Below are 25,402 nucleotides of genomic sequence, written 5' to 3' on the forward strand. Positions count from 1 at the left end.
GCCGAAATCACATTCGTGCAGCTCGCCGCACAATGGGATTAATCATCTGTTATTTGGGCCGTCATATGAACAATTTGTGGCCATTTCTGCCGCAATCCGGCCGTCGGCGCGGGTCACAGCACGGTGCGGCGCCCCCTGGGGCGCCGTCGTCCGATCACCGGTCCCTTGCCGAACAGCCTCGACGTTGTCTCTCGTGGTTCGGGGCTCGAGGCCAGGCGCGGATTTTCCGCATGCCCCAGCACCGCCCCGGCACAGAGCCAGGTCAGCGGCACCAGCGTGGCGTTCAGCAGCATGTCCACCATCGTCGCGGCGATGATCAGGGCCACCGGCGCGGCATAGTTCGAGACCGCCCCGGACCGGCTGCGCCGCCACAGCAGCACCAGCGGCAGCGCCAGCAGCCCCATCTCGGCGATATAGCCAAGCCAGCCGAAGGTGCCGAAGACGATGATCCAGCGCCCGTCCGGCACCGTCAGAACCCGGCCCGAGGCGGGATCGAGCATCAGGTTGCGACCCCAGCCACCCCAGCCGAACAGCAGCTTGTCATGCGCCCGGGCCAGCAGGATTTCCTCGTTGTTGATGCGATAGAGCAGCGAGGCGGCGCGCTCCTGACTGATGTCCGAGGCCCAGGCCAGGATCGAATCGAGCGGGATCAGCCCGGCATTGCGCAGCATCGGATAGAGCACCGCAGTGGCCGCCAGCAGGAAGGCCACGCGGATTTGAACCTTGGGGCTGGCGAAAAGCACCAGCGGCAGGAAGCTGATCGCATAGATCTGCGAGGCGAGGCTTTTGCACAGGTAGAGCACGCCGGCGAGATAGATGGTGGCCATGATCATCTTCGCCCTAACCTTCGGGTCGGCGTATCGGGTCAGCGCGGCGGTGGAAATCAGCGCGCTGAACATGAAGATGGCCAGCCATAGCCCATGCGGCAGGAAGACGATCGGACGGAAGCCCCCCTCGCGCATCATCTGTTCGAAGGAATGCTGGAAGAACCCATAGACCCAGACGTTGATCTGCGGGCTCAGCCGGATCTCGATCAGGGAGGGGATGGTATAGATCAGCCCGCCCACCATCATCGCGAGCAGCAGCTCGCGCAGGCCCTTTTCCGTGCCCAGCAGGGCCCGGCCCAGCAGGAAGGGCAACAGCACGATCGCCTGGCCCACCATCACCGACAGGATGTCATGCACCCGCAGCCCCTGCACGGTATAGGACTCTCCCCACTCGTTCGAATAGGTCACCGGCTCGCCATTGGTCAACACCGTGGGGATGGTGCCCAGCAGGAACATCAGCACCAGAACCTTGCCGGCGGCCGATTGCGGCATCAGCGGCACCTTGCGGTGCAGCATCAGGATGGCCAGCAGGAAGGCCATCACGCTGGGGATCGAATCCTTGTCCATCGGCGGGATCAGCGGCAGGTCGAAATTCGCCACCGGCGGCAGCAGCAGATAGCCGCCGAGGATGCACCAGATCAGCCCGCGTTCCAGCGGCAGACGCTTCATCAGGATGATGCAGGCAATCGGCCAGATCATCAGCATCAGCATGGCAAGGGCGTTGGGCATCGGGGCTGCTCGGGGTCGTTGTTTGTCTTGGCGCGGCTGCGCCGGCGCAGTCTATCAACTCTGCCCGGCTCTGTCCTCCTCCGTTGTGCGCGATCCAGCCGGGAGGGGCAGGGATACAACGCCGCAGCGGAAACTTTCGGGCCCCGGCTGGTCGAGCGGTCGATTCGCCCCTATGCCATTGGGGCCCCTATGGTCTTGGGGCGAAGGAGAGTTTCGGTGCAGTTCAGGTTTTCCGGTCAGACCATCTCGATCAACATGCCGACGCGTGATGCGCTGTTGGCCGAGCTGCGGCGCAGGTTCCGTGCCGGCGAGGGCTTTGCGCTGGCCACCGTCAATCTCGACCATCTGGCCAAGATGCGCGTCTCGCCCGACTTCGTGGCGATCTATGCGGCGCAGGATCTGGTGGTGGCCGATGGCTGGCCGATCGTGGCACTGTCAAAGCTCGCTGGTCGGCCGGTGGAGCTGATGCCGGGGTCGGATCTGATCCTGCCGATCTGTCGTGTCGCAGCCGAGGAGGCGATGCCGGTCGCCCTGGTCGGCAGCACCGAGGTGGCGTTGGCCGACGCGAAACAGTCGCTGCAGCGCCAGGTGCCGGGGTTGAACATTGTGCTGACCATCGCCCCCTCGGGCGTGTTCGATCCGATGGGCGAGGAGGCGGCGGAGATTCTGAAACGGCTCGACCGCGAGGGGATCAGGCTCTGTTTCCTGGCGCTGGGCGCGCCCAAGCAGGAAAGCCTGGCGGCGCGGGGCCGGGCGCTGGCGCCAGCGGTGGGCTTCGCCTCGATCGGGGCGGGGCTGGATTTCCTCGGCGGGCATCAGGTGCGGGCACCGCGCTGGATGCGCCGGGTCGGGCTGGAATGGCTGTGGCGGATGCTGAGCAGCCCGGCGCGGATGGTGCCGCGCTATGCCCGCTGTTTCGCGGTGCTGCCGGGCCAGTCGCTCAAGGCGCTGCGGCTGCGCTGGTTCGGCAAGTAGGAACGCGTGTCGCTGGCGCTTTGCGCCATGTCCCCAGCCAGATGGCTCTCCCGGCGTTTACGCCGGGCAGCGCCTGGTTGCCTCCCGGCAGGTGCCACCCTTTGTGCTCTTGACGGATCTCCGGGGCATTCCCCAAGTCATTACTTGTATTCCATGATCCCCCGCCGCTGGCCGCGCAGCCGGCGCAGGTGGAACTCCAATGCGCCCTGCGCCTCGGCGAATTTGCCGAGGACGGTGAACAGCGCGGTTTCCCAGCGGTTCGGGCCGCGATCGCGCAGGGCCAGGCGCAGAACCTGCGCCGGGTAGATCAGTGCCAACAGCGCGGCCCAGGGGGTGATCAGCATCAGCAGCAGGATCGCCAGCGGCAACCCGGCGCCCCAAAGCAGCGCGCGGCGGGTTTCCTGCACCCAGTGCCGTTCGGGGCCGGCACCATGCAGATGCGCCCCTTCGGCAAAGGCATGACCGGCCCGCCGGCTGCGCCGCCACCATTGGCCGAAGCGCAGGATTTGCGCGTCATGCAGCGTCATCTCGGCATCGAGCCGCCAGATGCTCCAGCCGGCGCGCCGCAACCGCAAGCACATCTCGGGTTCCTCCCCGGCGATCAGATCGTCGCGAAAGCCGCCGACCTCGGCCAGCGCCTGCCGCCGCACCAGCGCATCGCCGCCGCAGGCCGTGGCCTCGCCCACCGGGGTGTTCCATTCCCGGTCGCAGAGCCGGTTATAGACCGAAGCCTCGGGGTGACGTTCGCGCCGTCGGCCGCAGGCGACGGCGGCCTTGGGGTGACCTACAAGAAACGCCTGAGCGGTGGCGATCCATCCCGGGTCGATCACGCAATCGCCGTCGACCAGCTGCACGAATTCCGCCCCGTCCCCGGCCAGTGCTGCCAGTCCGGCGTTGCGCGCCCGGGCGGCGGTGAAGGGCTGCGACATGTCCAGCGCCACCACCTCGGCCCCCAGCCGCTCGGCCGCCGCGACGCTGCCGTCGGTGGAGCCGGAATCGACATAGATCACCCGCCGCGCCGCGCCTTGCATCGAGCGCAGGCAGTCGATCAGCCGTTGGCCTTCGTTGCGGCCGATCACCACCGCGTCCACCCGCATTTCCGCCATTTGCGTCTCCTTGCCCGGTTGCCGCACAGCCTAACGGCTTTGACGGCCCCCGCAAGCGGGCTTGCCCCTTGGCGGCGGGCGGGGATTGGGGCAGCCTGGGCGAGACGACAAGGGGGGCAGAGCATGACTGAGGCGGGGCTGGTGCTCTTGGCCGATATCGGCGGCACCAAAAGCCGGATCGCGTTGGCGCGCGGCGCGGCGATCCTGGCGGCGCAGACCTGGGCCAATGACGATTTCGATGGGCCCGAGGCCTTGATCGACACCTTTGTGCGGCAGGCTGGCGCGCGACCCTCGCGGGCGGCGATCGCGGTGGCGGGTCCCGTCACCGGCGCAGGGGCGCGGTTGACCAACCGCGATTGGGAGATCGTGCCGGACCGGCTGCGGGTGCGCTGCGGGGTGGAGGAGGTCCAATTGGTCAACGATCTTGAGGCTTTGGCGCTGGCTCTGCCGGCTCTCGCCGCGGATCAGCTTATCGGGCTGCGCCCGGGCGAGGGGAGCGGCAACGGCCAGGCGCTGGTGGCGAATTTCGGCACCGGCTTCAACGTCGGACTGCTGCGCGAGACCGCCGCCGGGCCGGTGGCCTTCGCTGCCGAACTGGGTCATGCCGCGCTGCCCACCCCGGTGGCCGCGGCCGCCGGCGACGGGTTCGCGACCATCGAACATCTGTTCGCCGGGCCCGGGCTCAGCCGGTTGCACCGGGCGCTGGCGCAGGCCGATCTGTCGCCCGAGGCGATCAGCGCCGCCGCCGACAGCGACGGCGCGGCGGCGGCAAGCCTTGATCGCATGGCGCATCTGATCGGGCTTTTGGCGCGTGAACTGGTCTGCAGTTATCTGCCGCTGGGCGGGCTCTATCTGGCCGGCAGCATGGCGCGCGCGGTGCTGGCGCGGGCATCGGCGCGGGCGGCCTTGCTTGATGGCTTTGCTGCGCCGGGGCTGGCCGAGGACATGCCGCTGATCCTGATCACCGACGACGCCGCCGCGCTGACCGGGTTGGCGCGACTTGCCGCCACGCGTGTCCCCGGTCAGTAATCGCGTTCATAGAACAGACCGACCCCGGTATTGCCCAGGTTGTCCATGCTGCCCTTCACCGTCACCGATTTGGTCAGATCGAAGTTCAGGTTCACCTCGGTCTCGCCTTTGGTGTTGACGGTGAAATCGGTATAGATCCTGTCCGAGATATAGGCGCCCGCCCCGACCTGGCCGGCCCCGCTGGAATCCGTCCCGATGTCGAGCGTGCTGACGCCGGTGGCACTGCGCATCTTGTCGGTGACCCCGCCGGAGCGGCCGAGCGTTGCCAGAGAGGCGGCCATCTTGGCGATCATGAAGGGCGAGAGATCAGAGATGCGGCTGCCGAAGACCAGCATGGCCAGCGCCTCTTCCGCCGGCCGGTCGGGATCGGCCGAGACGGTGATCTTCGGCCCGTCGATGGGGCCGGCGATCTGGATGGTGGCCTTGCCGTCCTCGGTGGTGGTCGAAGAGGCGAATTCGACATAGGGTTTCAGATCGCCCTGCAGCGACACAATCCCCTTGGTCAGCTTCAGCCGGCGGCCGAGCAGGTCGAGCGTGCCGCGGATCAGCGAGATTTGCCCGGTGGGGGCGAGTGCTGCGGTGGTGCCGCGGATTTGCATGGCGCCGCCCAGCTCGGCCTGCAGGCCGAAGCCGCGGGCGAAGACCTTGTTGGGCGCCAGCAGCGCGATATCGAGCCCGATCGCGGGCCCGCTTTTGCCGCTGTCCTCGGTCTGCAGCAGCCCGGCACGATCAAGGGTGGCGCGCACCGCGGCGGATTCGCCGGTATGCACCATTCCCTCGGGGATCGGCGCGGCGGCGGCGCTGCCGGAAACGGCGTTGAGGTTGATATTGGTCTCGCCGAATTCGATCCGTCCCGACAGCTTCGGCCCGGCGGTCAGCGGCCCTGCCAGGACGAGCTGCCCGTTGGCCGAGGAGGTGACGCTCTTGTTGTCGGTCAGGATCAACTGCAGCAGGTCGATCACGAGGCGCCCCTCAAAGGGCGCCTGCAGCGCCACCGGCCCGTTGACGCGGATGGTGCCGCCGGAACCGAGGTTGGTGCTGATCGCCACATTGGCGCGCGAATTGGCCAGGGTCACCGTGCCGCCGATGTTCTCCAGCGTCTGGGCAGCGGAGGGAATCGCCATCCGCCCGCCCGAGGTGGTGACGGTCCCGCTCAGCGCCGCAAGCGAGGGGGCGCCGCGCAGCCTCATGTCGAAGTTGGCAGCACCGCTGATCGAATTGGGCCTGAGGAAGGGATTGGCGCCCTCAAGCCGCAGCCGGCCGGTGGCATCCATATTGGCGGTGCCCTGAGCCTCGTCATAGGTGCCACTGAGGCGGGTGGTGATGTCCGACGGGCCGGAGGCATCGGCGCCCACCGTCCAGATCCCGCTCTTGCGTTGGGCGGTGCCCTTGGCGGTCAGCCGGCCGGTGAGTTCCGGCATGAAGCGTTCCAGCCGGTCGAGTGCGGCGTCGAAGGTCAGATCGGCGTCACCCGCCGGATCGAAACTGCCGCTGAGCTTGGCTTGCGAACTGTCCGGCCCGTTCAGCGCCACATCGCCCTGCCAGACGCCGCCCTTGCTCTGGGCGGTGCCCTTGGCGGTCAGCTGACCGGAGAGCTGCGGCACGAACCGTTCCAGCCGGTCGAGCAGGGCGTTGAAGGTCAGGTCGGCCTCTCCGGCCGGATCGAAGCTGCCGTTGAGATCGGCAAAGGTCTTGTCCGGCCCCTTCAGGTTGATGTCGCCGGCCCAGGTGGTGCCGGTCTGCTTCAGATCGCCCTTCAGCGTCAGCGGTCCCGAGACCTGCGGCGTCACCCGCGCCAGATCGTCCAGCGCGGCGGTGAAGCGCAGCGCGCTGTCGGCGGTCTTGGCGGTGCCCGAGGCCGAGGCCGAGAGCGCCTCGCCCTTGAGGTCGAAATTGCGGATGGTCAGCCCGTCGAGCCCGCGCGCCGCTGACAGCTGCAGCGTGGTGGCGCCGCCGATCAGCGGATCGACCTGTTTGATGCCGGCGGCCAGATCCTGGGCCTGCATGTCGAGCGTGAAGTCGAAGGTGCCGTCGAGCGGCGCCCCCTTGCCGGAGAAATCCGCGGTGACCGAGCCGCCCAGATCCTGCCCCGCCAGCCCCGAGAAGCGCGACAGATCGGCGGCGCCGAGATGCAGTTTGGTATCGACTTCAAGTCCGCTCTCGGGGATTGCGATCTTGCCGTCGAGCGTGGCGGTATAATCTGCGCCGGTCAGTTTGAAGCCGTTGAATTCAAAGGCGCCGCCGGCATCGCGGGCGATTGCCCCCTTTAGCGTCACCTGGTCGCCGATCGCCCGCTGCTGCGCCGGGTCGGTCAGTTTCAGACCCGCGAGCGCGGCCTCGATATCGCCCTGGATGGCGAAGCCCTGGGTCTGATCCAGCGTGCCCTTGCCGACCAGCGCGGCGCGGTTCAGATACATCTCGGGCCGGTTCAGCCGCTCGGTCGACAGCACCAGGCTCCAGTCGTTGCCGGTGCTGGCGTCGAAACTCACGTCGAACTCCGCCGTGCCCAATGCGGTGCGGTCGCCGCTGATCGGCAAGACCACCTCATTGCCGGCGGGCGGGGTGATGCCGCCCTGGAACTTCAGCCGCTCGATCTGACCGGAGGCAGCCAGCGCCATGTCGCCGGTCAGTTTCAGCGCGTCGGATTTGAGATCGAGCGTGGTGATGTCGAGCTGGCCGTCGGGGTTGCTTTCGCCGCGCAACGTCAGCGCGGTATCGGTGCCGAAGAAGGCGCGATAGTCCGAGGGCAGCATCGGGGTGACATCGCCGGCCAGATCGGCGGCGAAGCCGATCGGCACCGGGGCGGCGGGATCGCTGCCCGCCGGGGCCTCCAGCCCGCGCAGCCGCACCTGGCCGCCCAGCCGCTCGGCATCGTCGGTCATCAGCGCGATATCGGCGGTGAAATCGCTGACCGGCCCATCGCCCTTGGCGGTGAACAGCAGCGCCGGCCGATCGGGCATGTTCAGCAGGGTGGAGATCAGCCCGCCCTGATCCTCGATCATCTTGAGGTCGAGCCCGATCTGCCGGCTCTCATTGGCGAAAGAGGCCTTCAGCCCGATCTGATCGCCGGGCCGGTCCAGCCGGGTCACCGCCAGATCGGTATCGAGCGCGCCGTCGGCCAGCGACAGCGATCCGTCGAGCTTCAGCGTCGCCGCCGTGCCCATCAGATCGGCCCCGAGGTCCAGCTTTTGCACCCCGATGTTATCCAATTCGACCGAGACCGGCAGACTGGGCAGCGAAAAGGGTGTCGCCTCCGGGCTGGGCAGGTCGACGGCGGTGGCGCTGGGGATGGGTTTGCGGGCGACGATGATCTCATCCGCGGTCAGCGCGTTGACGGAAAACCGTCCGCGCACCAGCGCCAGCCGGTTCCAGTCGAGCACCGCGTTGCGGATCGTCAGCCAGACGCCCTGGTCGTCGGATACCCGGATTTCCCTGATCGTGGCGCGGGAGCTGAAAGCGCCCTCCAATCCGGTGACCGAGACCTTGCGATTGTCGCCGGACAGCGAGCTTTCCAGGAAGTTCACCAGCATGCCGCCGGATTCGCTGGCGTCCTTGGCGGCGCTCTTGGCCGGGGCGAGGCCCGGGGTGGAAACCGTGAGGGTCACACAGGTGACCAGAACCAGATACCGTTTCACGCTCAATGTTCTTGTCCCGTTGCCCGTTAAAACGCCTGCCCGATGCCGATATAGAACTGCAGCCCGTCGCCGGTGCCGCCGTTGACCGGCAGCGCCAGATCCAGCCGGATCGGCCCGAAGCCGCCCAGATCATAGCGCACGCCGAGGCCGGCGCCGGCCTGGCTGGGTGAATTGCTGCCGATGAAGGAATCGGCATCGACCGCGCCATAGTCGAAGAAGCCCACCGCCGAGATCTTGTCGGTGATCTGGCCGCGCAGCTCGACCGAGGCGCCAAGGAAGGACCGGCCGCCGGCGATGTCGCCCGAGGGTTGTTCGATCCCCAGTGAATCATAGGGCTGGCCGCGCACGGTGCCGGCACCGCCGGAGAAGAACAGCAGGTTGGGCGACACCTCGTCCTGCGCCGGCCCGATCACCGAGCCCAGTTGCACCCGGCCGGCCAGGGTGATCCGCTCGTCAGCGCCGAAGCTGCGATAGACCCGCCCGTCGGCCTTGAGCCGCAGGCCCGAGGCGCTGCCCGAGACCCCGGCAAAGCCCATGGTTTCGAGGTTGAGATATTCGCCGCGTCGCGCGTTCACCGGATTGTCGCGGCGGTCCCATTCCAGTTTCACCGGCAGCGCCAGATAGCGGAAGTCGCGCCCCGATCCGAAGGCGTCATCGGCGCGGGCATAATTCGCCGTCAGAGAGATTTCACCATAGAGCTTCGATGAATAGACACGCCGCATCCCGATGCCGAAGTCGACCATGTTCACCGAATAATGGGTGCGGTCCAACCGTTCGAGATCGAAGGTATAGAAGATGCTGTCGTCCGGCCCCAGCCGGTCGGGCCGGTCAAGCCGGATGCCGAGCCGACCATCGACATCCTCGGTCCCGCCGATATTGCGGACAGCCGCCTCGATTCGCAGCCGTTCGGCGCCACGGAACAGGTTGCGGTGCATCCAGGCCGCGCTCAGGTTCATGCCCTGACGCGAGGACAGCTCGGCGCCGAAGGACACCCGTCGCTTGGGCTGATCCTCCAGCGTGGCAGTGATGTCGAGCGTGCCGTCGGGATTGGGCTTGTCGGCCTCTTTCAGCGTGACGGTCTCGAAGGTGCCGGTGCGCCTGAGCCGGGTGCTGACCTTCTGCAGCGTCGCCGGGCTGTAGACCGCTCCCTGGGGCAGGCCGGCGATCCGTTGGACCGAGGTTTCCTTGACCGTGGAGGTGCCGGCGACGATCAGCTTGCCAAAGCGGAGCTGCTGGCCTGGGGCCAGGTTGATTTCCGCGTCGAGCCGATCGGCCAGATGGTTGGCGACGATGCGCTGGCCGTCGAGCTGGGTCTTGGCATAGCCGGCGTCACGCCAGCTTTGCACCCCGGCGGCGGCGGCATCGCGGATCGCCCCGGTGGTGGCGACCTTTCCGGGGGCAAAGCCTTCGGGCAGCTTGGTCCCCGGGGCCAGCGGCACCACCTCGGCCTTGCCGAAGTGGAACAGATCGCCGGGATCGACGGCGATGTCGATCTTCTTGATCTCGCGCGGCAGTTTCAGAGGGTCGATATAGGCCGCCTCCTGACCGTCGAGCAGGATGTGGATGACCGGGCTGAAATAGCCCTGATCGTACAGCACCTGCACCAGCGTGTTGTAATCGGCCTGGGCGGCGGCGACCAGTTCCTGCACCGAGGAGGTGCCGCGCTCCTTCGCCGCCATCACGGCCGAGGCGGTGCTGAGCGTGCTTTGCAGCTCCTTAGAGGCCTTCGGCGCGGTCAGCGCCGCATCGAGCGCCAGCGCCATTTGCGAGGACAGGCCGAGCGTGGCGGCGATACAGAGCGCACCGAAACCGCGCAGAACGGCATCCTTGCGATGGTTTCCGGTCATGGCGACGCTCCCGCTTCAAGATGCGGCAGGGATTGGTGTCACAGTTGCCTGCGCTCGATGTTCTCCCTTGCCCCTGACCTTGCTTAACATGCGAAATCTGGGGGGGGGAACCGGTTTCTTTCCGGAAAGCCGTGGTCTTTTCGGGCGATTTTAAGGGGGTGGCGCATTTCGCGGGGAGCTGCGCAAGATTACGCCGGCCGGCTGGCGCCTTTGGCCGGTTCGCGGCCGCGGGCGCCGTCCGGGGTCAGTCGCGCGCCATCAGCTCGGCGACATCCAGCATTCGCGCCGAAAACCCCCATTCGTTGTCGTACCAGCCGAAGACGCGGGCCTGACGCGGGCCGATCATCCGGGTTTCGGGCAGCGCGATGACCAGCGACTCCGGCCGCGCCCGCAAGTCGGAGGAGACCAGCGGCTGGTCGATCCAGCCCAGCACCGGGCTGGTCTCGGCCGCGGATTTCAGCGCGGCGTTGAGGCTGTCCTCCGTCATGTCGCGATCCAGTTGCACCACCAGATCAACGGCCGAAACGCTGGCGGTCGGAACCCGCACTGCGGCGCCGCTGATCCGGCCGGCGAGCGCCGGCAGCACCACGTCGATCAGCTTCATCGCGCTGGTCGTGGTGGGCACCATCGACAGGGCGCCGGCGCGGCTGCGGGCCAGATCCCCGCGCGGCGCGTCGACCATGGGCTGGCTGCTGGTATAGCAGTGGATGGTGGTCATATGGCCGCGCTCGACCCCGGCGATCTGGTCGATCACCTTCAGGAGCGGCGCCAGGGCGTTGGTGGTGCAGGAGGCGTTCGAGACCATCTGGGCATCGCCCAGCGTGTCCTCGTTGGCGCCAAGGACGATGGTCTTCTCGGCCGCCGGCGAGGGGCCCGAGATCAGCACCTTGCGCGCGCCCGCCTCGATCCCGCGATGGGCGAGATCGGTGGTTCGCGCGATGCCGGTGCAGTCGAGCAGCACGTCGACGCCGGCAAGATCGACGGCGCGGATATCCGTCTCGCGCGAGATCGGAATGCGCCGTCCGCCCACCTCGAGACAGCCATCGGCATAGGTGACCGGGCCGGGGAAGGGGCCAAAGGTGCTGTCGTACTGGAACAGATACGCACAGGTTTCCGGCGGCGCGATATCGTTGATCTGCGCTACCTCGACCCCGGCATAGCGGGGCAATGTCAGGATCTGGCGCAGAATGCTGCGGCCGATCCGTCCGAATCCGTTGATCGCCACTTTCATGCTGCAGCTATGGCAGGAAGGCTGACCGACCTCAATCCCGGTTTGACACCGGCAAACCGGTGCCGTGGGGGAGGCGTCGGGCGTGGCCGGGTCACCGTGCCGCGGGACAGCGCAACTGGCTCAGCACATCGCCGGTGATGGTCTGATACATGGTCTTGTAGACGGGTTTGCAGCCGGTGGCGGCCTCGAAGGCCTGCATCGCCTGCACCGTGCGCAGCCGGGCCGGCTGGCCGAAGGGATCGAGGTTGTTCCAGTCGCGCGTCGCCCGCCAGTAGCCGGGCTTATGTGCCTCGGAGGTGATCGTCCAGGTGCGGCCCAAGACGGTGACCACAGTGGCCGGTCGCGCCCCGGCCGAGGCGGGCAGGGCAGTCAGCAACGGCGCGGTGGCAAGGGCCAGGGCGGCGGACAGCAGAAGGGTCTTCATGTGGCGGTTTCCTGAAAATGGCTTAATCTGCTTTGACCTCAGCAGAAAAGCCGGCGGCTGTGAAGCCCCCGCGCGGGGCGTCGGGCGTTGACGGGAGGTCCGGCGGGCGTAGTCTGCGGCGAAAGCGGATGGGGTGGCTATGGCGATTGGGCAGGCGATCTGGGCGGCGGCGATGTCGATGCTGGCGCTGGTCGGGGCGGCATCGGCGCAGGATTGGTCGATGTCGCAATTTGACGATGGGTCTTATTTCAGTGCCACTCTGGCGCCGATCGACGGGCCCGGGCCGGCGCTGGTTTGTGGCGAGCGGTCGCCCAGGGGGCTGTCGCCGGCCGCCACCGGCAATCTCGAGCCTGACATCACCCCGGTGGGCGCCTTCCGGCTCTATCTCAGCGATCGCGCGATCGGCGCGCCGGCGCCGCAGCGCATGATCCGCGACGATGTGCTGATCGTCGCGGGGGGCAGCGGATACCGGCTGCGCGGGCTGCGCTGGAACGCGGCGTTTTCGACCTGGCAGATCGACTTGCCGGCGACCGATCCGTCCTTTGCGGCGATCGCCGCCGCCCAGGAGTTTGAGCTGCGCTATGATGGCGGTGTCCGCCGGCTGTCCTCGGCCGGGTTCGCCGCGGGTGTCGGGGGTCTCTCGACCTATTGCCAGACCATGTTCGCCAGCATCGGCAAGCCCTGGCCTGCGACCCAGGCTCTCCCTCCCGCCCGCCAGACCATGCGACAACTGGCGGAGGCGGGGATACGCCAGAGCTGCGGCGGCGCGGCGCATTGGACGCCCGAGGCGATCCTGCCGGCGCAGATCGACGGCGACGGGGCCGAGGATATCGTCGTCGACTGGCATGGGGTGACCTGTACGACCGGCGTCCCGCGCCCGAACTGCGGCGCCGCCAATTGCCTGGTCGAGGTCTATATCAGTGCGCTCTATCCCCGCGTCGGCGCCCCGGAAAGCACCCTGGCGCTGGGGGTGCGGCTGCAGCCCCTCACCAACGGCAACGATGCCCTGGCTTTCGCCGGATCGCTGGGTTCCTGCACCCGGACCGTCGGGCAGACCCGGTGCGAAACGCTCAGCTATTGGAACGGCGCTGCGCTGGTTCCCCTGCGCTGACGCTTGACCGGAGCGCCGCCTGCGGCTATCGGCCACGCCATGGGCCGCAGACGCCCGCCACCCGCAGGCCCCTGGTCTTGGTGAAGCTCTGCCATCGTCGTGCTTTTCGATCCTTTCCCGCATATCGCGCGGAGGATAACGCGGGTTCCCCTCCTTTACAGGCGATATGCGCAGACAGGAGGCGGGGCATGATGGACAGACCCCCTGAAAACAAATTCCTGACCGGGTCGCTGCTGGCGGCCTATGCGCGCACGGCCGTGCCGATCATCACCGTGATGGGGATGAGCGGGCTGCTGACAGTGGTCGACGCGCTGTTTCTCGGCCGCTTCGCCGGGCCGGAGGCGCTGGCGGCGGTGACCTTGCTGTTCCCGGTCTACATGATCTTCGTTGCACTGGCGACGCTGGTGGCCGGCGGCATGTCGAGCCTGCTGGCCCGCAGGCTCGGCGCCCGCGACATGGGCGGCGCGCGGGCGGTCTTCGCCGGGGCGCATGGTCTGGCGCTGGCCGTCGCCCTTGGGATGGTGGTGCTGGTGATGGCCCTCGGCGGGCCGCTCACCGGGGTCTTTGCCGGCGCCGGTGGCGATATCGCCGCTCAGGCGCTGGTCTATCTGCGCATCGTCGGCTTCGCCGCGCCGGTGATGTTCCTGCTGTCGGTCGAGACCGACGCGCTGAGGAACGAGGGGCGGGCGGGGCTGATGGCGGGGCTGAGCCTGCTGGTCTCGCTTCTCAACATCGGGCTCGACGCTCTTTTCGTCGCCGGCCTGGGGCTCGGGGTGGCGGGATCGGCCTGGGGCACTGTGCTGGCCCAGGGGACAGCCTTGGGGCTGCTCGCGGTCTTCCGGCTGCGCGCGGCGACGCCCCTGCCGCTCAGGGCGCTGACCGAGGGTGGCCTTTGTCGCGGCTGGGGTGCGATCCTGGCGCTTGGCGCCCCGCAGAGCCTGAGCTTCCTGGGCATCTCGCTGGTCTCCGCCGCCATCGTCGCCACCGTGGGGCGGACCGGCGGGGTGGGCTATGCCGATACGCTGTCGGCCTATGGCATCGTCACCCGGATGATGACCTTTGCGGTCCTGCCGCTGGTGGGGCTGGTGCAGGCGATGCAGACGATCACCGGAACGAACTTCGGTGCCGGCGATCACCGCCGCACCGACGACAGCCTGCGTCTGGCGCTGGTTCTGGCGCTGGTCTACGGCCTTGTCGTCCAGACCGGGCTGAGCCTCGGCGCCCAGGGATTGGGCCGGCTCTTCGTCGCGGATGGGGCCGTGGTGCAGGAAGTCGGGCACATCCTGCCCGTGATGGTGACGCTCTTCCTGCTGACGGGACCCCTGATGATTCTCGGCGGTTATTTCCAGGCGGTGGGGGATGTGCCCCGGGCGGCGGTGCTGGGGCTGGCGAAACCCTATCTCTTCTCGCTGCCGCTGATCTTCGTCTTCTCCGGCCTCTGGGGCGTTCGCGGCATCTGGTGGGCCTCGCCCGCGGCGGAGGCCGGGCTTTTGATGCTGACCCTTGTGGTCCTGGCCCGCGCCGCCCGTCGCCGTCCGGCGCGCTGGGGGGTATTTCTGGCCTGATGGCCTCGGTTCCGGGCCGGCCCTCCCATGGGCTGGCCCGGGACGGTCGAAATCCGACGCTTTTGGCCTCTTGTGCGGCATTTCTTTCGCCGCTAATGTCGCGGCCGAGCATGTGGGAGAACCGGGTTCGACCCGGTGCCGAAGGAGCAACCGCCCCCGGAAACTCTCAGGCAAAAGGACCGTATGCTCGACTGGAACTCTGGAGAGAGGCGCCCTGTGCGTCCGCCGAAGGGATAACGATCTCAGGCGAAAGGACAGAGGGGGCATCGCATGGCGGGCATTGACCGCCGAATATGGGATGCCGGAGGATTCGTCAGAACACCCGGTTGCAACAGGGACGGGCCGATGACGGAATTGCTGCGCACGCCGCTATTCGATCTGCATTTGGAACTCGGGGGCAAGATGGTCCCCTTCGCCGGCTATGAGATGCCGGTTCAATATCCCGCCGGCATCATGGCCGAGCATAATCACACCCGCGCCCGGGCCGGGCTGTTCGACGTCAGCCACATGGGGCAGGTGATCCTGCGCGGCGCCGATGTGGCCGCCGTGGCCGCGGCGCTCGAGACGCTGATCCCGATGGATGTGCTGGACCTGCCCGAAGGGCGGCAGCGCTATGGGCTGTTCCTGAACCAGACGGGCGGCATTCTCGACGATCTGATGTTCGCCAATCGCGGTGATCACCTGTTCCTGGTGGTCAATGCCGCCTGCAAGGCGCAGGACGTGGCGCATCTGAAGGCGGCGCTGGAGCCCGGTGTGACGGTGGAAGAGATCACCGATCGCGCGCTGATGGCGCTGCAGGGGCCGCTGGCCGAGGCGGTCTTGACCGAATTCGCCCCTGAAGTGGCCGAGATGCGCTTCATGGATGTGCGCACGCTCGATCTCGACGGGGTGGAGGCCTGGGTGTCGCGCTCGGGCTATACCGGCGAGGACGGGTTCGAGATCTCAGTCCCGGCGGATCAGGCCGAGGCGCTGGCGCGCCGGCTTCTGGCGCATGACGCGGTGGCCCCGATCGGGCTGGGCGCGCGGGATTCGCTCAGGCTCGAGGCCGGGCTTTGCCTTTACGGCCACGATATCGACACCGAGACCCTGCCGGGTGAGGCCGGGCTGGCCTGGGCGATCCAGAAGGTGCGCCGCAGCGGCGGTGCGCGGCAGGGCGGGTTCCCCGGTGCCGATGCGGTGCTGGCGCAGCTTGCCGATGGCCCCGCCCGCAAGCGCGTGGGGCTGCGCCCCGAGGGGCGCGCGCCGATGCGCGAGGGGGTGGAGATCTTCACGGCGGCCGAGGGCGGCGCGCCGGTGGGGCGGGTGACCTCGGGCGGCTTCGGTCCCAGCGTCGGGGCACCGGTCGCCATGGGCTATGTCCCCGCCGACCTGGCCGCCCCCGGCACGCCCCTTTTCGGCGAGCTGCGCGGCAAGCGGCTGCCGCTGACGGTGGCGCCGCTGCCCTTCGTTCCTGCCAATTTCAAACGCTGACCCATCTGTCATCCCGACTCTGAGAGGAAAAGAGCCCGATGAAATATACCGAAGAACACGAATGGCTGCTGGCCGAGGGCGATCTGATCGTCGTGGGCATCACCGAACATGCTGCCGAGCAGTTGGGCGATGTGGTTTTCGTCGAACTGCCCGAGCCCGGCACCGAAGTGTCGAAGGAAGAAGAGGTTGTGGTGATCGAGAGCGTCAAGGCCGCCTCGGACATCCTGGCGCCGCTCGATGGCGAGATCGTCGAGGTCAACGAGGCGATCGTGGCCAACCCGGCGCTGGTCAACGAGGATCCGCTGGGCGAGGCCTGGTTCTTCAAGATCAAGCCCACGGACCCGTCGCAGCTGGACGAGTACATGGACGAGGCCGCCTACAAGGAATTCATTGGCTGAGCGGCACCCGGAAAACGCTCCGCTGGAGCGTTTTCTGATCCGCCTCACTGCAGCCGCGAACGGGCGTAGCCCCGGCAAGGCGCGCCAGAACACGGCACGGTACCTCTGCCGGGATCGCCCGGCCGGCACACCCGGGCTGAGGTGACCCCGCCCGGGCGGCTCTTTCGCTTCGGCTTGGGGAGCCTCCGGCGGCCGTATTTGAACCGAGAAGAAGCCGGGGGCGGCGCGCCCTGTCCCCGGATCACGCCAGATAACGGGGGGCGGTGCGCTTCCCATGGGGATGATGCAATGAGTTACACGCCCACCGATTATCAGCCTTACGATTTCGCCAACCGGCGCCATATCGGACCCTCGCCCGCCGAGATGACAGAGATGCTCGGGGTCGTCGGCGCCGCGAGCCTTGAGGCGCTGATCGCCGAGACCGTGCCGGAGGCGATCCGCCAGGCGGCGCCCCTGTCGATCGGCGCGCCGCTGTCCGAGCGGGAGCTCCTGTGGCACATGCGCCAGGTGGCGGGGAAGAACAAGGTCCTGACCTCGCTGATCGGGCAGGGCTATCACGGGACGGTGACGCCGCCGGCGATCCAGCGCAACATCCTGGAGAACCCGGCCTGGTACACTGCCTATACCCCCTATCAGCCGGAGATCAGCCAGGGCCGGCTTGAGGCGCTCTTGAACTTCCAGACCATGATCAGCGATCTGACCGGGCTCGAGATCGCCAATGCCTCGCTCCTGGACGAGGCGACCGCCTGCGCCGAGGCGATGACCATGGCGCAGCGGATCGCCAAGTCGAAGGCTGCGGCTTTCTTCGTCGACGAGAATTGCCATCCGCAGAACATCGCCGTGGTGCAGACCCGGGCGCGGCCGCTGGGGATCGAGGTGATCGTGGGGGCGCCTGAGACGCTCGAGGCCGACAAGGTCTTTGGCGCACTGTTCCAATATCCGGGCACCTACGGGCATCTGACCGATTTCACCCCGCTGATCGAGGCGCTGCATGCGGCCAAGGCGGTGGCGGTGATGTCCGCCGACCCGATGGCGCTGACGCTGTTGAAGGAACCGGGCGCGATGGGCGCCGATATCGCGGTGGGCAGCGCCCAGCGGTTCGGGGTGCCGGTGGGCTATGGTGGCCCGCATGCCGCCTATATGGCGACGCGGGCTTCGCATGCGCGGTCGATGCCCGGCCGGCTGGTCGGTGTCAGCGTCGACAGCCTGGGCAACCGGGCCTATCGTCTGGCGCTGCAGACGCGGGAGCAGCACATCCGGCGCGAGAAGGCGACCTCGAACGTCTGCACGGCGCAGGCGCTGCTGGCGGTCATGGCCTCGATGTACGCGGTGTTCCACGGGCCCGAGGGGCTGCGCGCCATCGCGCAGCGCATCCATCGCAAGACCGTGCGCTTGGCCCGCGGGCTGGAGGCGGCGGGCTTCAAGGTGGAGCCGAAGCAGGTCTTCGATACCATCACGGTGGATGTGGGGCTGCTGCAGCAGGGCGTGCTGCAATCGGCGGTGCGCGAGGGGGTGAACCTGCGCGCGGTGGGCGAGACCAAGGTGGGGATCACCATCGACGAGGCGACCCGCCCGGCCACCATCGAGGCGGTCTGGCGCGCCTTCGGTCTGGTGTTGCAGGCCGATGACATCGCTTCTGAATACCGTCTGCCCGAGGCGCTGCTGCGCCAAAGCTCCTATCTCGATCACCCGATCTTTCACATGAACCGGGCCGAGACCGAGATGATGCGCTACATGCGCCGTCTGGCGGATCGCGATCTGGCGCTGGACCGGGCGATGATCCCGCTGGGATCGTGTACCATGAAGCTGAACGCGGCGGCGGAGATGATGCCGATCTCCTGGCCGGAATTCGCGCAACTGCATCCTTTCGTGCCCGCCGATCAGGCGCAGGGCTATGCCGAGCTGATCGACAACCTGTCGGATATCCTGTGTCAGGTGACCGGCTATGCCGCCTTCTCGATGCAGCCCAATTCGGGCGCACAGGGGGAATATGCCGGGCTGCTGACCATCGACGCCTGGCACCGGTCGCGCGGGGAGCATCACCGCAAGACCTGCCTGATCCCGGTCAGCGCCCATGGCACCAACCCGGCCAGCGCCCATATGGCCGGCTGGCAGGTGGTGCCGGTGAAGGCGGCGGCCAATGGCGATATCGACCTCGACGATTTCCGTCAGAAGGCCGAGGCCTATGCCGATACGCTGGCGGCCTGCATGATCACCTATCCCTCGACCCATGGGGTGTTCGAGGAGACGGTGCGCCAGATCTGCGAGATCACCCATGCCCATGGCGGCCAGGTCTATATCGACGGGGCCAATATGAACGCCATGGTGGGGATCAGCCGGCCCGGCGATCTGGGCGGCGACGTCAGCCACCTGAACCTGCACAAGACCTTTGCCATTCCGCATGGCGGCGGTGGTCCCGGCATGGGGCCGATCGGGGTCAAGCCGCATCTGGTGCCCTTCCTGCCTGGCCATCCCCATACCGGCGGGATCGAGGGGCCGGTTTCGGCGGCGCCCTATGGCTCGGCCTCGGTGCTGCCGATCAGCTGGGCCTATTGCCTGATGATGGGTGGCGAGGGGCTGACCCAGGCGACGCGGGTGGCGATCCTGAACGCCAATTACATCGCGGCGCGGCTGGCGGGGGCCTATGAGGTGCTCTATCGTGGCAGCCATGGCCGGGTGGCGCATGAATGCATCATCGACACCCGCCCCTTTGCCGACAGCGCCGGGGTGACGGTGGACGATATCGCCAAGCGGCTGATCGATTGCGGCTTCCACGCGCCGACGATGAGCTTTCCGGTGCCGGGCACGCTGATGATCGAGCCGACCGAAAGCGAGACCAAGGCGGAGCTGGATCGGTTCTGCGACGCCATGCTGGCGATCCGGGCGGAGATTGCCGAGATCGAGGCGGGGCGGGCCGATCCGCAGAACAACCCGCTGAAGCATGCGCCGCATACGATGGAGGATCTGGTGCGCGACTGGGACCGTCCCTATAGCCGCGAACAGGGGTGTTTCCCGCCGGGGGCTTTCCGGGTGGACAAATACTGGCCGCCGGTCAACCGGGTGGACAATGTCTGGGGCGACCGCAATCTGCATTGCATCTGTCCGCCGGTCGAGGATTATGCCGAGGCTGCGGAATGAGACAGGGGGGGCGGCCTTAGGGGCCGCCCCCTTTGCTTTGAGGTGAGCCGGGGCCGCCCTGCGGGCGGTGCCTGTGGTGAGAGCATTTGGACAGAGAAGACGGAGGGGACGCCATGCGGGTTGTCGTCGTTGGAGCGGGGATCGTCGGTGTCTCGGTCGCCTGGCATCTGGCGCGGGCCGGTGTCGAGGTCGAACTGCTGGAGGCCGCGGCGGCGCCGGCCACGGGGGTGACCGCGCGGGCCTTCGGCTGGATCGGGCTCGGGGCGCAGGCGCCGGGGGATGATCTGGAGCTGTTTGCGTTGCGGCTGCGGGCGGTTGCGGAGCATGCCCGGTGGCGCCGGGCGCTGGGCGATCGCTATCCGGTCTCGGGGCAGGGCGCACTGGTCTGGCGTGGCAGCGCGGCAGAGACCCGGGCGCTGATCGACTGGCACCGGGCGCGGGGCAACCAGGTCGAGGCGCTGGATCGCGCGGCGGTCGCGGCGCTGGAACCGGGGCTGCGGGAGGTGCCGGAGCTGGTCGCCTGGTTCCCGCAGGATGTGGCGAGCGAGCCGCCGGCATTGGCCCGGGCGGTTCTGGCCGATGCGCCCGGTGTCGTCCTGCGCTGCGCCGCCCGTGTCGTGGCGCTGGAGGAGGGCGTGGCGGTGCTGGCGGATGGCGCCCGGGTGGAGGGCGATGCCGTGGTTCTGGCCAATGGCGTGGCCGCCGAGGCGCTGCTGCCGGGACTGGATGTGAGCGTGTCGCCGGCGGTGCTGATCGAGGGGCGGGCGGAGGTGGGCGGCAGCGGCCGCATCCTCTGTGGGCCGGATTTCGAAGCTCGGGTCGGGGCGGAGGGACGCGCGGTCTTGGCCGAGTGGCTGCCGCCCGAGGGCGAGGCCGCGCTGCCGGCCCTGGCGCGGGCGGCGGAGGAGGCTTTGGGGCGCGGGCTGGGCACGAGGGTGGTGTTGCAGCCGCCGCAGGTGGGGGCGCGGCCGGTCACCGGCGACGGTTGGCCGATGCTGGGGCCGGTGCCGGGGCGTCCGGGGCTGTTCCTGGCGGTGGCGCATCCGGGGGTGATTCTCGCCCCTTTCCTCGGCCGGCTGGCTGCTGAGGCGGTTTTGGGCGGCGCGAGCGATCCGGAGATGGAAAAATTTCGGCCAAGATGTCGCATCATCCTTTGATATCGTCGGACGATATGAGTCATTGTTTTGCTTGGCGAAATTCATTTCCGCGGCTTTCCGACCTCGGGTGAAATCGGAAAAATACAGCGATTTTCGGGGGATGGCTGGCAGAAAACTGCCAGACCCGGCTGGACATTTGCCAGATCGCCGCGCAGTCTCTGCCCGAAATCTGAGGCCGGCGGGGAGCCGGCGATACGGGAGGAAGAGCTGGAATGAACATCTCGTTCACCATTCGCGAGGAGAACGCGAAACTGCTGGAGCGGGTCCGCGACCTGATCCGAAACGAGGCGATGCCGCTGGAAGAGGAATACCAGCGCGAAGTCGCCACCGGCGATCGCTGGACCTATACCGAGCGTCAGACCGAAATCCTTGAAGGGCTGAAGGCCAAGGCCAAGGCCGAGGGGCTGTGGAACTTCTGGCTGACCGACAGCGACAAGGGCTTTGGCCTGTCGACCGTCGAATACGCCTATTTCGCCGAAGAGATGGGCAAGACGCCGCTTGGCGCCGAGATCTTCAACTGCTCCGCCCCCGACACCGGCAACATGGAAGTGCTGGAGCGGTACGGCACCGAGAAGATGAAGGAAGAGTGGCTGAAGCCGCTGCTCGCCGGCGAGATCCGCTCGGCCTACCTGATGACCGAACCGGATGTCGCCAGTTCGGACGCCACCAATGTGTCGATGTCCTGCGTGCGCGATGGCGATCACTATGTGCTGAACGGCGAAAAATGGTGGTCCTCGGGCGCCGGCGATCCGCGCTGCAAGGTCTATATCACCATGGTGAAGACCGGTGGCGATGACATGCCCAAGCACCAGCGCCATTCGATGATCGTGGTGCCGGCCGAAACCCCGGGGGTCGAGATCCTGCGCGCCATGCAGGTCTATGGCCAAGACGACGCGCCGCACGGCCACATGCATATCCGTTTCACCAATGTCCGCGTGCCGGCCGAAAACCTGCTGGTGGGCGAAGGCAAGGGGTTTGAAATCGCGCAAGGCCGCCTCGGGCCGGGCCGCATCCACCACTGCATGCGTGCCATCGGTCAGGCCGAAATCGCGCTGGAACAGATGTGCAAGCGTGCGCTTGATCGCGAGGCCTTCGGCAAGAAGCTGGCGCAGCTTGGCGCCAACTATGACATCATCGCCGAATGCCGGATGGAAATCGAAATGGCGCGTCTGCTGTGCCTGAAGGCCGCCTGGTACATGGATCAGGGCGATGCCCGCGCCGCGGCGCCGTGGATCAGCCAGATCAAGGTCGTGGCGCCCCGCACCGCGCTGAAGGTGATCGACGAGGCGGTGCAGATGTTCGGCGGCGCCGGCGTGTCGCAGGATACCCCGCTCGCCACCGCCTGGACCCATGTGCGGACCCTGCGTCTGGCCGATGGCCCCGACGCGGTGCACCGTCGTCAGGTCGCCCGCAGCGAGCTGAAGAAATACACCCAAGAGAAAGTCTGAGCGGACTTTCCCGCGGCAGGGAGAAAGAACGGGCGGTCCCCTCGGGCCGCCCGTCGTCGTTTTCGGGGCGCGGGGGATGGGCTTAGGCTGGCCGGCGCTTTTCCCAGGCGAAGGCCCGCATTGGCGCGTCGACCGGGGTCTTCGCCAGATGGTTGGTGTAGTTCGACATCACCTTCTGCGCCACGCCCAGCACCACCTCGAGGATCTGGCGCTGGGTGAAGCCGGCGTCGAGAAAGGCCTGGACCTGATCATCACTCACATCGCCACGCTGACGCACGACCTGCAGGGTAAAGCTGCGCAGCGCTTCGAGATGGGCGTTGGGCAGCGGAGTCTCGTTGCGCAGTGCCTCGGAGATCGCGTCATCCACCGTCATTCGCTTGGCGATGCCGGTATGGGCGGGCACGCAGTAATGGCAATTGTGTTCGACGTTGATGGTCTGCCAGACCACCGTCAACTCGTCCTTGTCGAAGGACGTTTCCTCGGCAAACAGCCGGTGGAGCTGTTGATAGCCTTCCAGCAGCGCCGGCGCCTCGGCCATCACCGCATGCAGGCCGGGCAGCCGGCCAAAGGCCTTTTGCGAGGCTTCGATCAGCGGTTTGCTCGCCTCGGGCGCGGTTTCGGGGGTGTGCAGGGGGAAATCGGTCATCGGGTCCTCCATTTTTGAGCGATCACTCAAATTGACATGAGGCATCTCTAGCTTTACTTGAACGATCACTCAAATTATATTTTGAGCGATCACTCAAATGTCATCGAAGGAGGTCCGGGTGGCGCGAAAGGCCAGTTATGATCGCGACGAGGTGCTGCAGAAGGCCTTGGAATTGTTCTGGGCCAAGGGCTATCACGCGACCTCGCTGAAGGATCTCGAGGTCGCGCTCGATATGCGCCCGGGGTCGATCTATGCTGCCTTCGGATCGAAAGAGGCGCTCTTTGCCGAGACGCTGAAGCTCTATGCCGAGCGGTCGCAGGCACAGTTCGACCGGACCATCGCCGAAGCGCCAACGCCGCTGGCCGGGCTCGCGGCGCATGTGCGCGCGCTGGGCTGCCCGCCCGAGGGCAAGGCGCCGCCGTCGCGCGCCTGCATGCTGGTCAAGACCCTGCTGGAAACACCGGATGACGATCCGGGGCTGCGCCGGCTGACCGAGGAGAGGATGCGCGAGATCGAGGCAGGCTTCGCCAGCGCCTTCCGGGCCGCGCGGGACGCCGGGCAGATCGCGGCGGACACTGACCCCGACCGACTGGCGCGCCGGTTGCAGGCGGCGGTCTTCGGGCTGCGCGCCTATGCGCAACGCCGCGACGCGGGGGCGGGCGTCGCCGAGCTGGCCGCGGATATCGCGCGCGATCTTGAGGCGCTGGCGGTAAGATGAAAGCCTGATCCCGAATCGGATCCTCTTGAATGGAGGTGCGGATGGAACCGCTCGAGCTGCACAGGGTCTTCACCCTGATGGAATCCGGGCCGCTGGTGCTGGTCACCACCAATGACGGCGCCAAGGACAATGTCATGACCATCACCTGGACCATGGTGATGGATTTTGCCGGCACGCTGGCGATCACCACAGGCCCCTGGAACCATTCCTTCGAGGCGTTGCGGCAGACGCGCGAATGCGTGATCGCGATCCCGACGGTGGACATGATCGACACCGCCGTAGGGATCGGCATGTGCTCGGGCGCCGAGGTCAACAAGTTCGCCCGCTTCGGCCTGACCCGGGCCAAGGCGGCCGAGGTGCGCGCGCCGCTGATCCGCGAGTGTCTGGCCAATATCGAATGCCGTGTGGCCGAGGTGATCGAACCCTATACCATCGTGGTGCTGCAGGCGGTTTCTGCCTGGATCGACCCGGCGCGGCAGGAGCGGCGGCTGCTGCATGCGGTGGGTGATGGCACCTTCATCGTCGATGGCGAACGGCTGGATCGGCGCGAGATGATGCGCGCCAAGCTGCCGCCGGGGGTCTGACCAGGCAGCGGTGGGCGGGGCACTGGCCGCAGCGGGGGCTCCGCCCCCGTCGCCTGCGGCGCCTCCCCCGGAGTATTTCAGCAGAGAAGAAGGGCGCCTGCGGCAGGAGGGCAGGCGCCTTTGATTGATCGTCGTCGGTGGTCTCAAGCAGCCGACAGGGCGGCCAGCGCCGCGGGCAGGGCTGCGGCGAAGGCGTCGAGATCGGCGGGGGTGCCGCAGCTGACCCGGATGCAGCGGTTCTGCGGCGCGGCGAAGGGCATGCGGACGAAGATGCCGCGTTGCCCCAGCGCCTCGACCAGCGATTTGGCGAAGGCGCCGTCGCGGCCGCAGTCGATGGTGACGAAATTGGTGGCTGAGGGCAGGGCACTCAGCCCGTTGGCAGCGGCGATCTCGGCGATGCGGTCGCGGGAGGTGACGATTTCCGCCTGCACATGGGCCAGCCAGTCGGCATCCGCCAGCGCCGCCAGCGCGCCGGCCTGGGCCGCCCGGTTCATGCCGAAGTGGTTGCGCACCTTGTTGAAGGCCGAGATCAGCTCCGGCGCGCCGATGGCATAACCCACCCGGGCGCCGGCCATGCCGTAGATTTTCGAGAAGGTGCGCATCCGGATCACCCTGGTGTCATCCGCGTCGATCGGTGCCGCGGTACCTTCGGGGGCGCATTCGACATAGGCCTCGTCCAGCACCAGGAGGCTGCGCTCGGGCAGGGTGTCGAGAGCCGCGACGATCTCCGCCCCCGGGCGCCAGCTGCCCATCGGGTTGTCGGGGTTGCACAGATAAACCAGCTTGGCGTCGACCTCGGCCGCCTTGGCGAACAGGCTGGCGGGATCCTGGCGGTCGTCGAGATAGGGCACCGTGTGCAGCACCCCGCCGAAGCCCGCGACGTGATAGTTGAAGGTGGGATAGGCGCCGGTGGAGGTGACCACCGGGTCGCCTTCGCCGATCAGCAGCCGCACCAGATAGCCCAGGAGCCCGTCGATGCCCTCGCCCACCATGATGTTGTCGGGCCGCACGCCGTGATGCGCGGCCAGGGCGGCGCGCAGATCGTGGCTTTCGGGATCGCCGTATTTCCAGATCTCGGCGGCCTCGGCCTGCATCGCGGCAATGGCGCGGGGCGAGGGGCCGAAGACATTCTCATTCGCGCCGAGGCGCGCGGTGAAGGGGGCGCCGCGCAGACGCTCCTGCGTTTCCGGGCCGACGAAGGGCACGGTGGCGGGCAGCGCGCGGACAAGCGGGGTGTAGCGAGGTTCAGTCATGGCGGGCAGATAAGCCGGGATTTGGCCGTCGGGCAAGCGATTTGAATGCCCTAACGTTCGACTGGATTTCGCGCCCTCCGGCGGGGCAGAGTGGCGCGGGAAACAGAGGAG

Annotated in this window: 19 protein-coding genes and 1 riboswitch; of the genes, 11 read left to right on the forward strand and 8 right to left on the reverse strand. The window is 67.6% G+C overall.

Going from position 1 to position 25,402, the window contains the following annotated elements; genetic code table 11:
* Positions 1–113 precede the first annotated feature (113 nt).
* Positions 114–1,556 carry a hypothetical protein gene (locus ACN0V4_RS13840; protein WP_417677064.1) on the reverse strand — a complete coding sequence of 481 codons (1,443 nt, stop codon included), beginning with the start codon at positions 1,554–1,556 and terminating at the stop codon, positions 114–116.
* A 216-nt stretch (positions 1,557–1,772) separates the two neighbouring features.
* Between ACN0V4_RS13840 and ACN0V4_RS13845 the strand changes: the two genes are divergently transcribed.
* A complete protein-coding gene (locus ACN0V4_RS13845) occupies positions 1,773–2,531 on the forward strand; it encodes a WecB/TagA/CpsF family glycosyltransferase (protein WP_417677066.1) in 759 nt (252 codons plus the stop codon).
* A 140-nt stretch (positions 2,532–2,671) separates the two neighbouring features.
* Here ACN0V4_RS13845 and ACN0V4_RS13850 read toward each other — a convergent pair whose 3' ends face one another.
* On the reverse strand, positions 2,672–3,637 hold the full coding sequence (locus ACN0V4_RS13850; RefSeq protein WP_417677068.1) for a glycosyltransferase family 2 protein: 966 nt from the start codon (positions 3,635–3,637) through the stop codon (positions 2,672–2,674).
* Positions 3,638–3,760: 123 nt separating this feature from the next.
* On the opposite strand from ACN0V4_RS13850, the gene ACN0V4_RS13855 reads away from it, so the two are divergent.
* Entirely contained in the window at positions 3,761–4,666 is a 906-nt protein-coding gene (locus ACN0V4_RS13855; protein WP_417677070.1) for an ROK family protein, read from the forward strand.
* On the opposite strand, the gene ACN0V4_RS13860 is transcribed toward ACN0V4_RS13855, so the two are convergent.
* From ACN0V4_RS13860 to ACN0V4_RS13875, 4 genes are all read right to left on the reverse strand, one after another.
* A complete protein-coding gene (locus tag ACN0V4_RS13860) occupies positions 4,660–8,301 on the reverse strand; it encodes a translocation/assembly module TamB domain-containing protein (protein WP_417677072.1) in 3,642 nt (1,213 codons plus the stop codon). The genes ACN0V4_RS13855 and ACN0V4_RS13860 overlap by 7 nt on opposite strands.
* Before the next feature lie 26 nt (positions 8,302–8,327).
* Positions 8,328–10,148 carry an autotransporter assembly complex protein TamA gene (locus tag ACN0V4_RS13865; RefSeq protein WP_417677074.1) on the reverse strand — a complete coding sequence of 607 codons (1,821 nt, stop codon included), beginning with the start codon at positions 10,146–10,148 and terminating at the stop codon, positions 8,328–8,330.
* A gap of 244 nt (positions 10,149–10,392) precedes the next feature.
* Positions 10,393–11,379: a type I glyceraldehyde-3-phosphate dehydrogenase gene (locus ACN0V4_RS13870; protein ID WP_417677076.1), complete on the reverse strand. Its 987-nt coding sequence runs from the start codon at positions 11,377–11,379 to the stop codon at positions 10,393–10,395.
* 91 nt (positions 11,380–11,470) lie between these two features.
* Positions 11,471–11,803, reverse strand: a complete 333-nt coding sequence (locus tag ACN0V4_RS13875; protein WP_417677078.1) for a hypothetical protein — start codon at positions 11,801–11,803, stop codon at positions 11,471–11,473.
* A gap of 133 nt (positions 11,804–11,936) precedes the next feature.
* On the opposite strand from ACN0V4_RS13875, the gene ACN0V4_RS13880 reads away from it, so the two are divergent.
* From ACN0V4_RS13880 to ACN0V4_RS13910, 7 genes are all read left to right on the forward strand, one after another.
* On the forward strand, positions 11,937–12,914 hold the full coding sequence (locus ACN0V4_RS13880) for a hypothetical protein (protein ID WP_417677080.1): 978 nt from the start codon (positions 11,937–11,939) through the stop codon (positions 12,912–12,914).
* A 188-nt stretch (positions 12,915–13,102) separates the two neighbouring features.
* A complete protein-coding gene (locus ACN0V4_RS13885; protein WP_417677082.1) occupies positions 13,103–14,479 on the forward strand; it encodes an MATE family efflux transporter in 1,377 nt (458 codons plus the stop codon).
* Between the two features lie 103 nt (positions 14,480–14,582).
* Positions 14,583–14,671: riboswitch (glycine riboswitch) on the forward strand.
* 153 nt (positions 14,672–14,824) lie between these two features.
* Positions 14,825–15,949: a glycine cleavage system aminomethyltransferase GcvT gene (gene gcvT, locus ACN0V4_RS13890; RefSeq protein WP_417677084.1), complete on the forward strand. Its 1,125-nt coding sequence runs from the start codon at positions 14,825–14,827 to the stop codon at positions 15,947–15,949.
* Positions 15,950–15,987: 38 nt separating this feature from the next.
* A complete protein-coding gene (gcvH, locus tag ACN0V4_RS13895; protein WP_417677086.1) occupies positions 15,988–16,347 on the forward strand; it encodes a glycine cleavage system protein GcvH in 360 nt (119 codons plus the stop codon).
* 288 nt (positions 16,348–16,635) lie between these two features.
* The gene (gene gcvP, locus ACN0V4_RS13900) at positions 16,636–19,485 is read left to right on the forward strand and encodes an aminomethyl-transferring glycine dehydrogenase (RefSeq protein ID WP_417677088.1); all 2,850 of its coding nucleotides are present in this window, start codon (positions 16,636–16,638) and stop codon (positions 19,483–19,485) included.
* Between the two features lie 113 nt (positions 19,486–19,598).
* Positions 19,599–20,642 carry an NAD(P)/FAD-dependent oxidoreductase gene (locus ACN0V4_RS13905; protein ID WP_417677091.1) on the forward strand — a complete coding sequence of 348 codons (1,044 nt, stop codon included), beginning with the start codon at positions 19,599–19,601 and terminating at the stop codon, positions 20,640–20,642.
* A 212-nt stretch (positions 20,643–20,854) separates the two neighbouring features.
* Positions 20,855–22,090, forward strand: a complete 1,236-nt coding sequence (locus ACN0V4_RS13910) for an acyl-CoA dehydrogenase family protein (RefSeq protein WP_417677093.1) — start codon at positions 20,855–20,857, stop codon at positions 22,088–22,090.
* Between the two features lie 82 nt (positions 22,091–22,172).
* Here the strand turns inward: ACN0V4_RS13910 and ACN0V4_RS13915 are convergent, their stop codons facing one another.
* Complete coding sequence (locus tag ACN0V4_RS13915) at positions 22,173–22,736, reverse strand: carboxymuconolactone decarboxylase family protein (RefSeq protein ID WP_417677095.1); 564 nt, start codon at positions 22,734–22,736, stop codon at positions 22,173–22,175.
* 118 nt (positions 22,737–22,854) lie between these two features.
* Between ACN0V4_RS13915 and ACN0V4_RS13920 the strand changes: the two genes are divergently transcribed.
* The gene (locus ACN0V4_RS13920; protein ID WP_417677097.1) at positions 22,855–23,454 is read left to right on the forward strand and encodes a TetR/AcrR family transcriptional regulator; all 600 of its coding nucleotides are present in this window, start codon (positions 22,855–22,857) and stop codon (positions 23,452–23,454) included.
* Between the two features lie 41 nt (positions 23,455–23,495).
* On the forward strand, positions 23,496–24,038 hold the full coding sequence (locus ACN0V4_RS13925; RefSeq protein ID WP_417677099.1) for a flavin reductase family protein: 543 nt from the start codon (positions 23,496–23,498) through the stop codon (positions 24,036–24,038).
* Between the two features lie 143 nt (positions 24,039–24,181).
* On the opposite strand, the gene ACN0V4_RS13930 is transcribed toward ACN0V4_RS13925, so the two are convergent.
* The gene (locus ACN0V4_RS13930; RefSeq protein ID WP_417677101.1) at positions 24,182–25,291 is read right to left on the reverse strand and encodes a pyridoxal phosphate-dependent aminotransferase; all 1,110 of its coding nucleotides are present in this window, start codon (positions 25,289–25,291) and stop codon (positions 24,182–24,184) included.
* Positions 25,292–25,402: the final 111 nt, after the last annotated feature.

The sequence above is a fragment of the Pseudodonghicola sp. genome, assembly GCF_048268305.1.
GTDB lineage: Bacteria > Pseudomonadota > Alphaproteobacteria > Rhodobacterales > Rhodobacteraceae > Pseudodonghicola.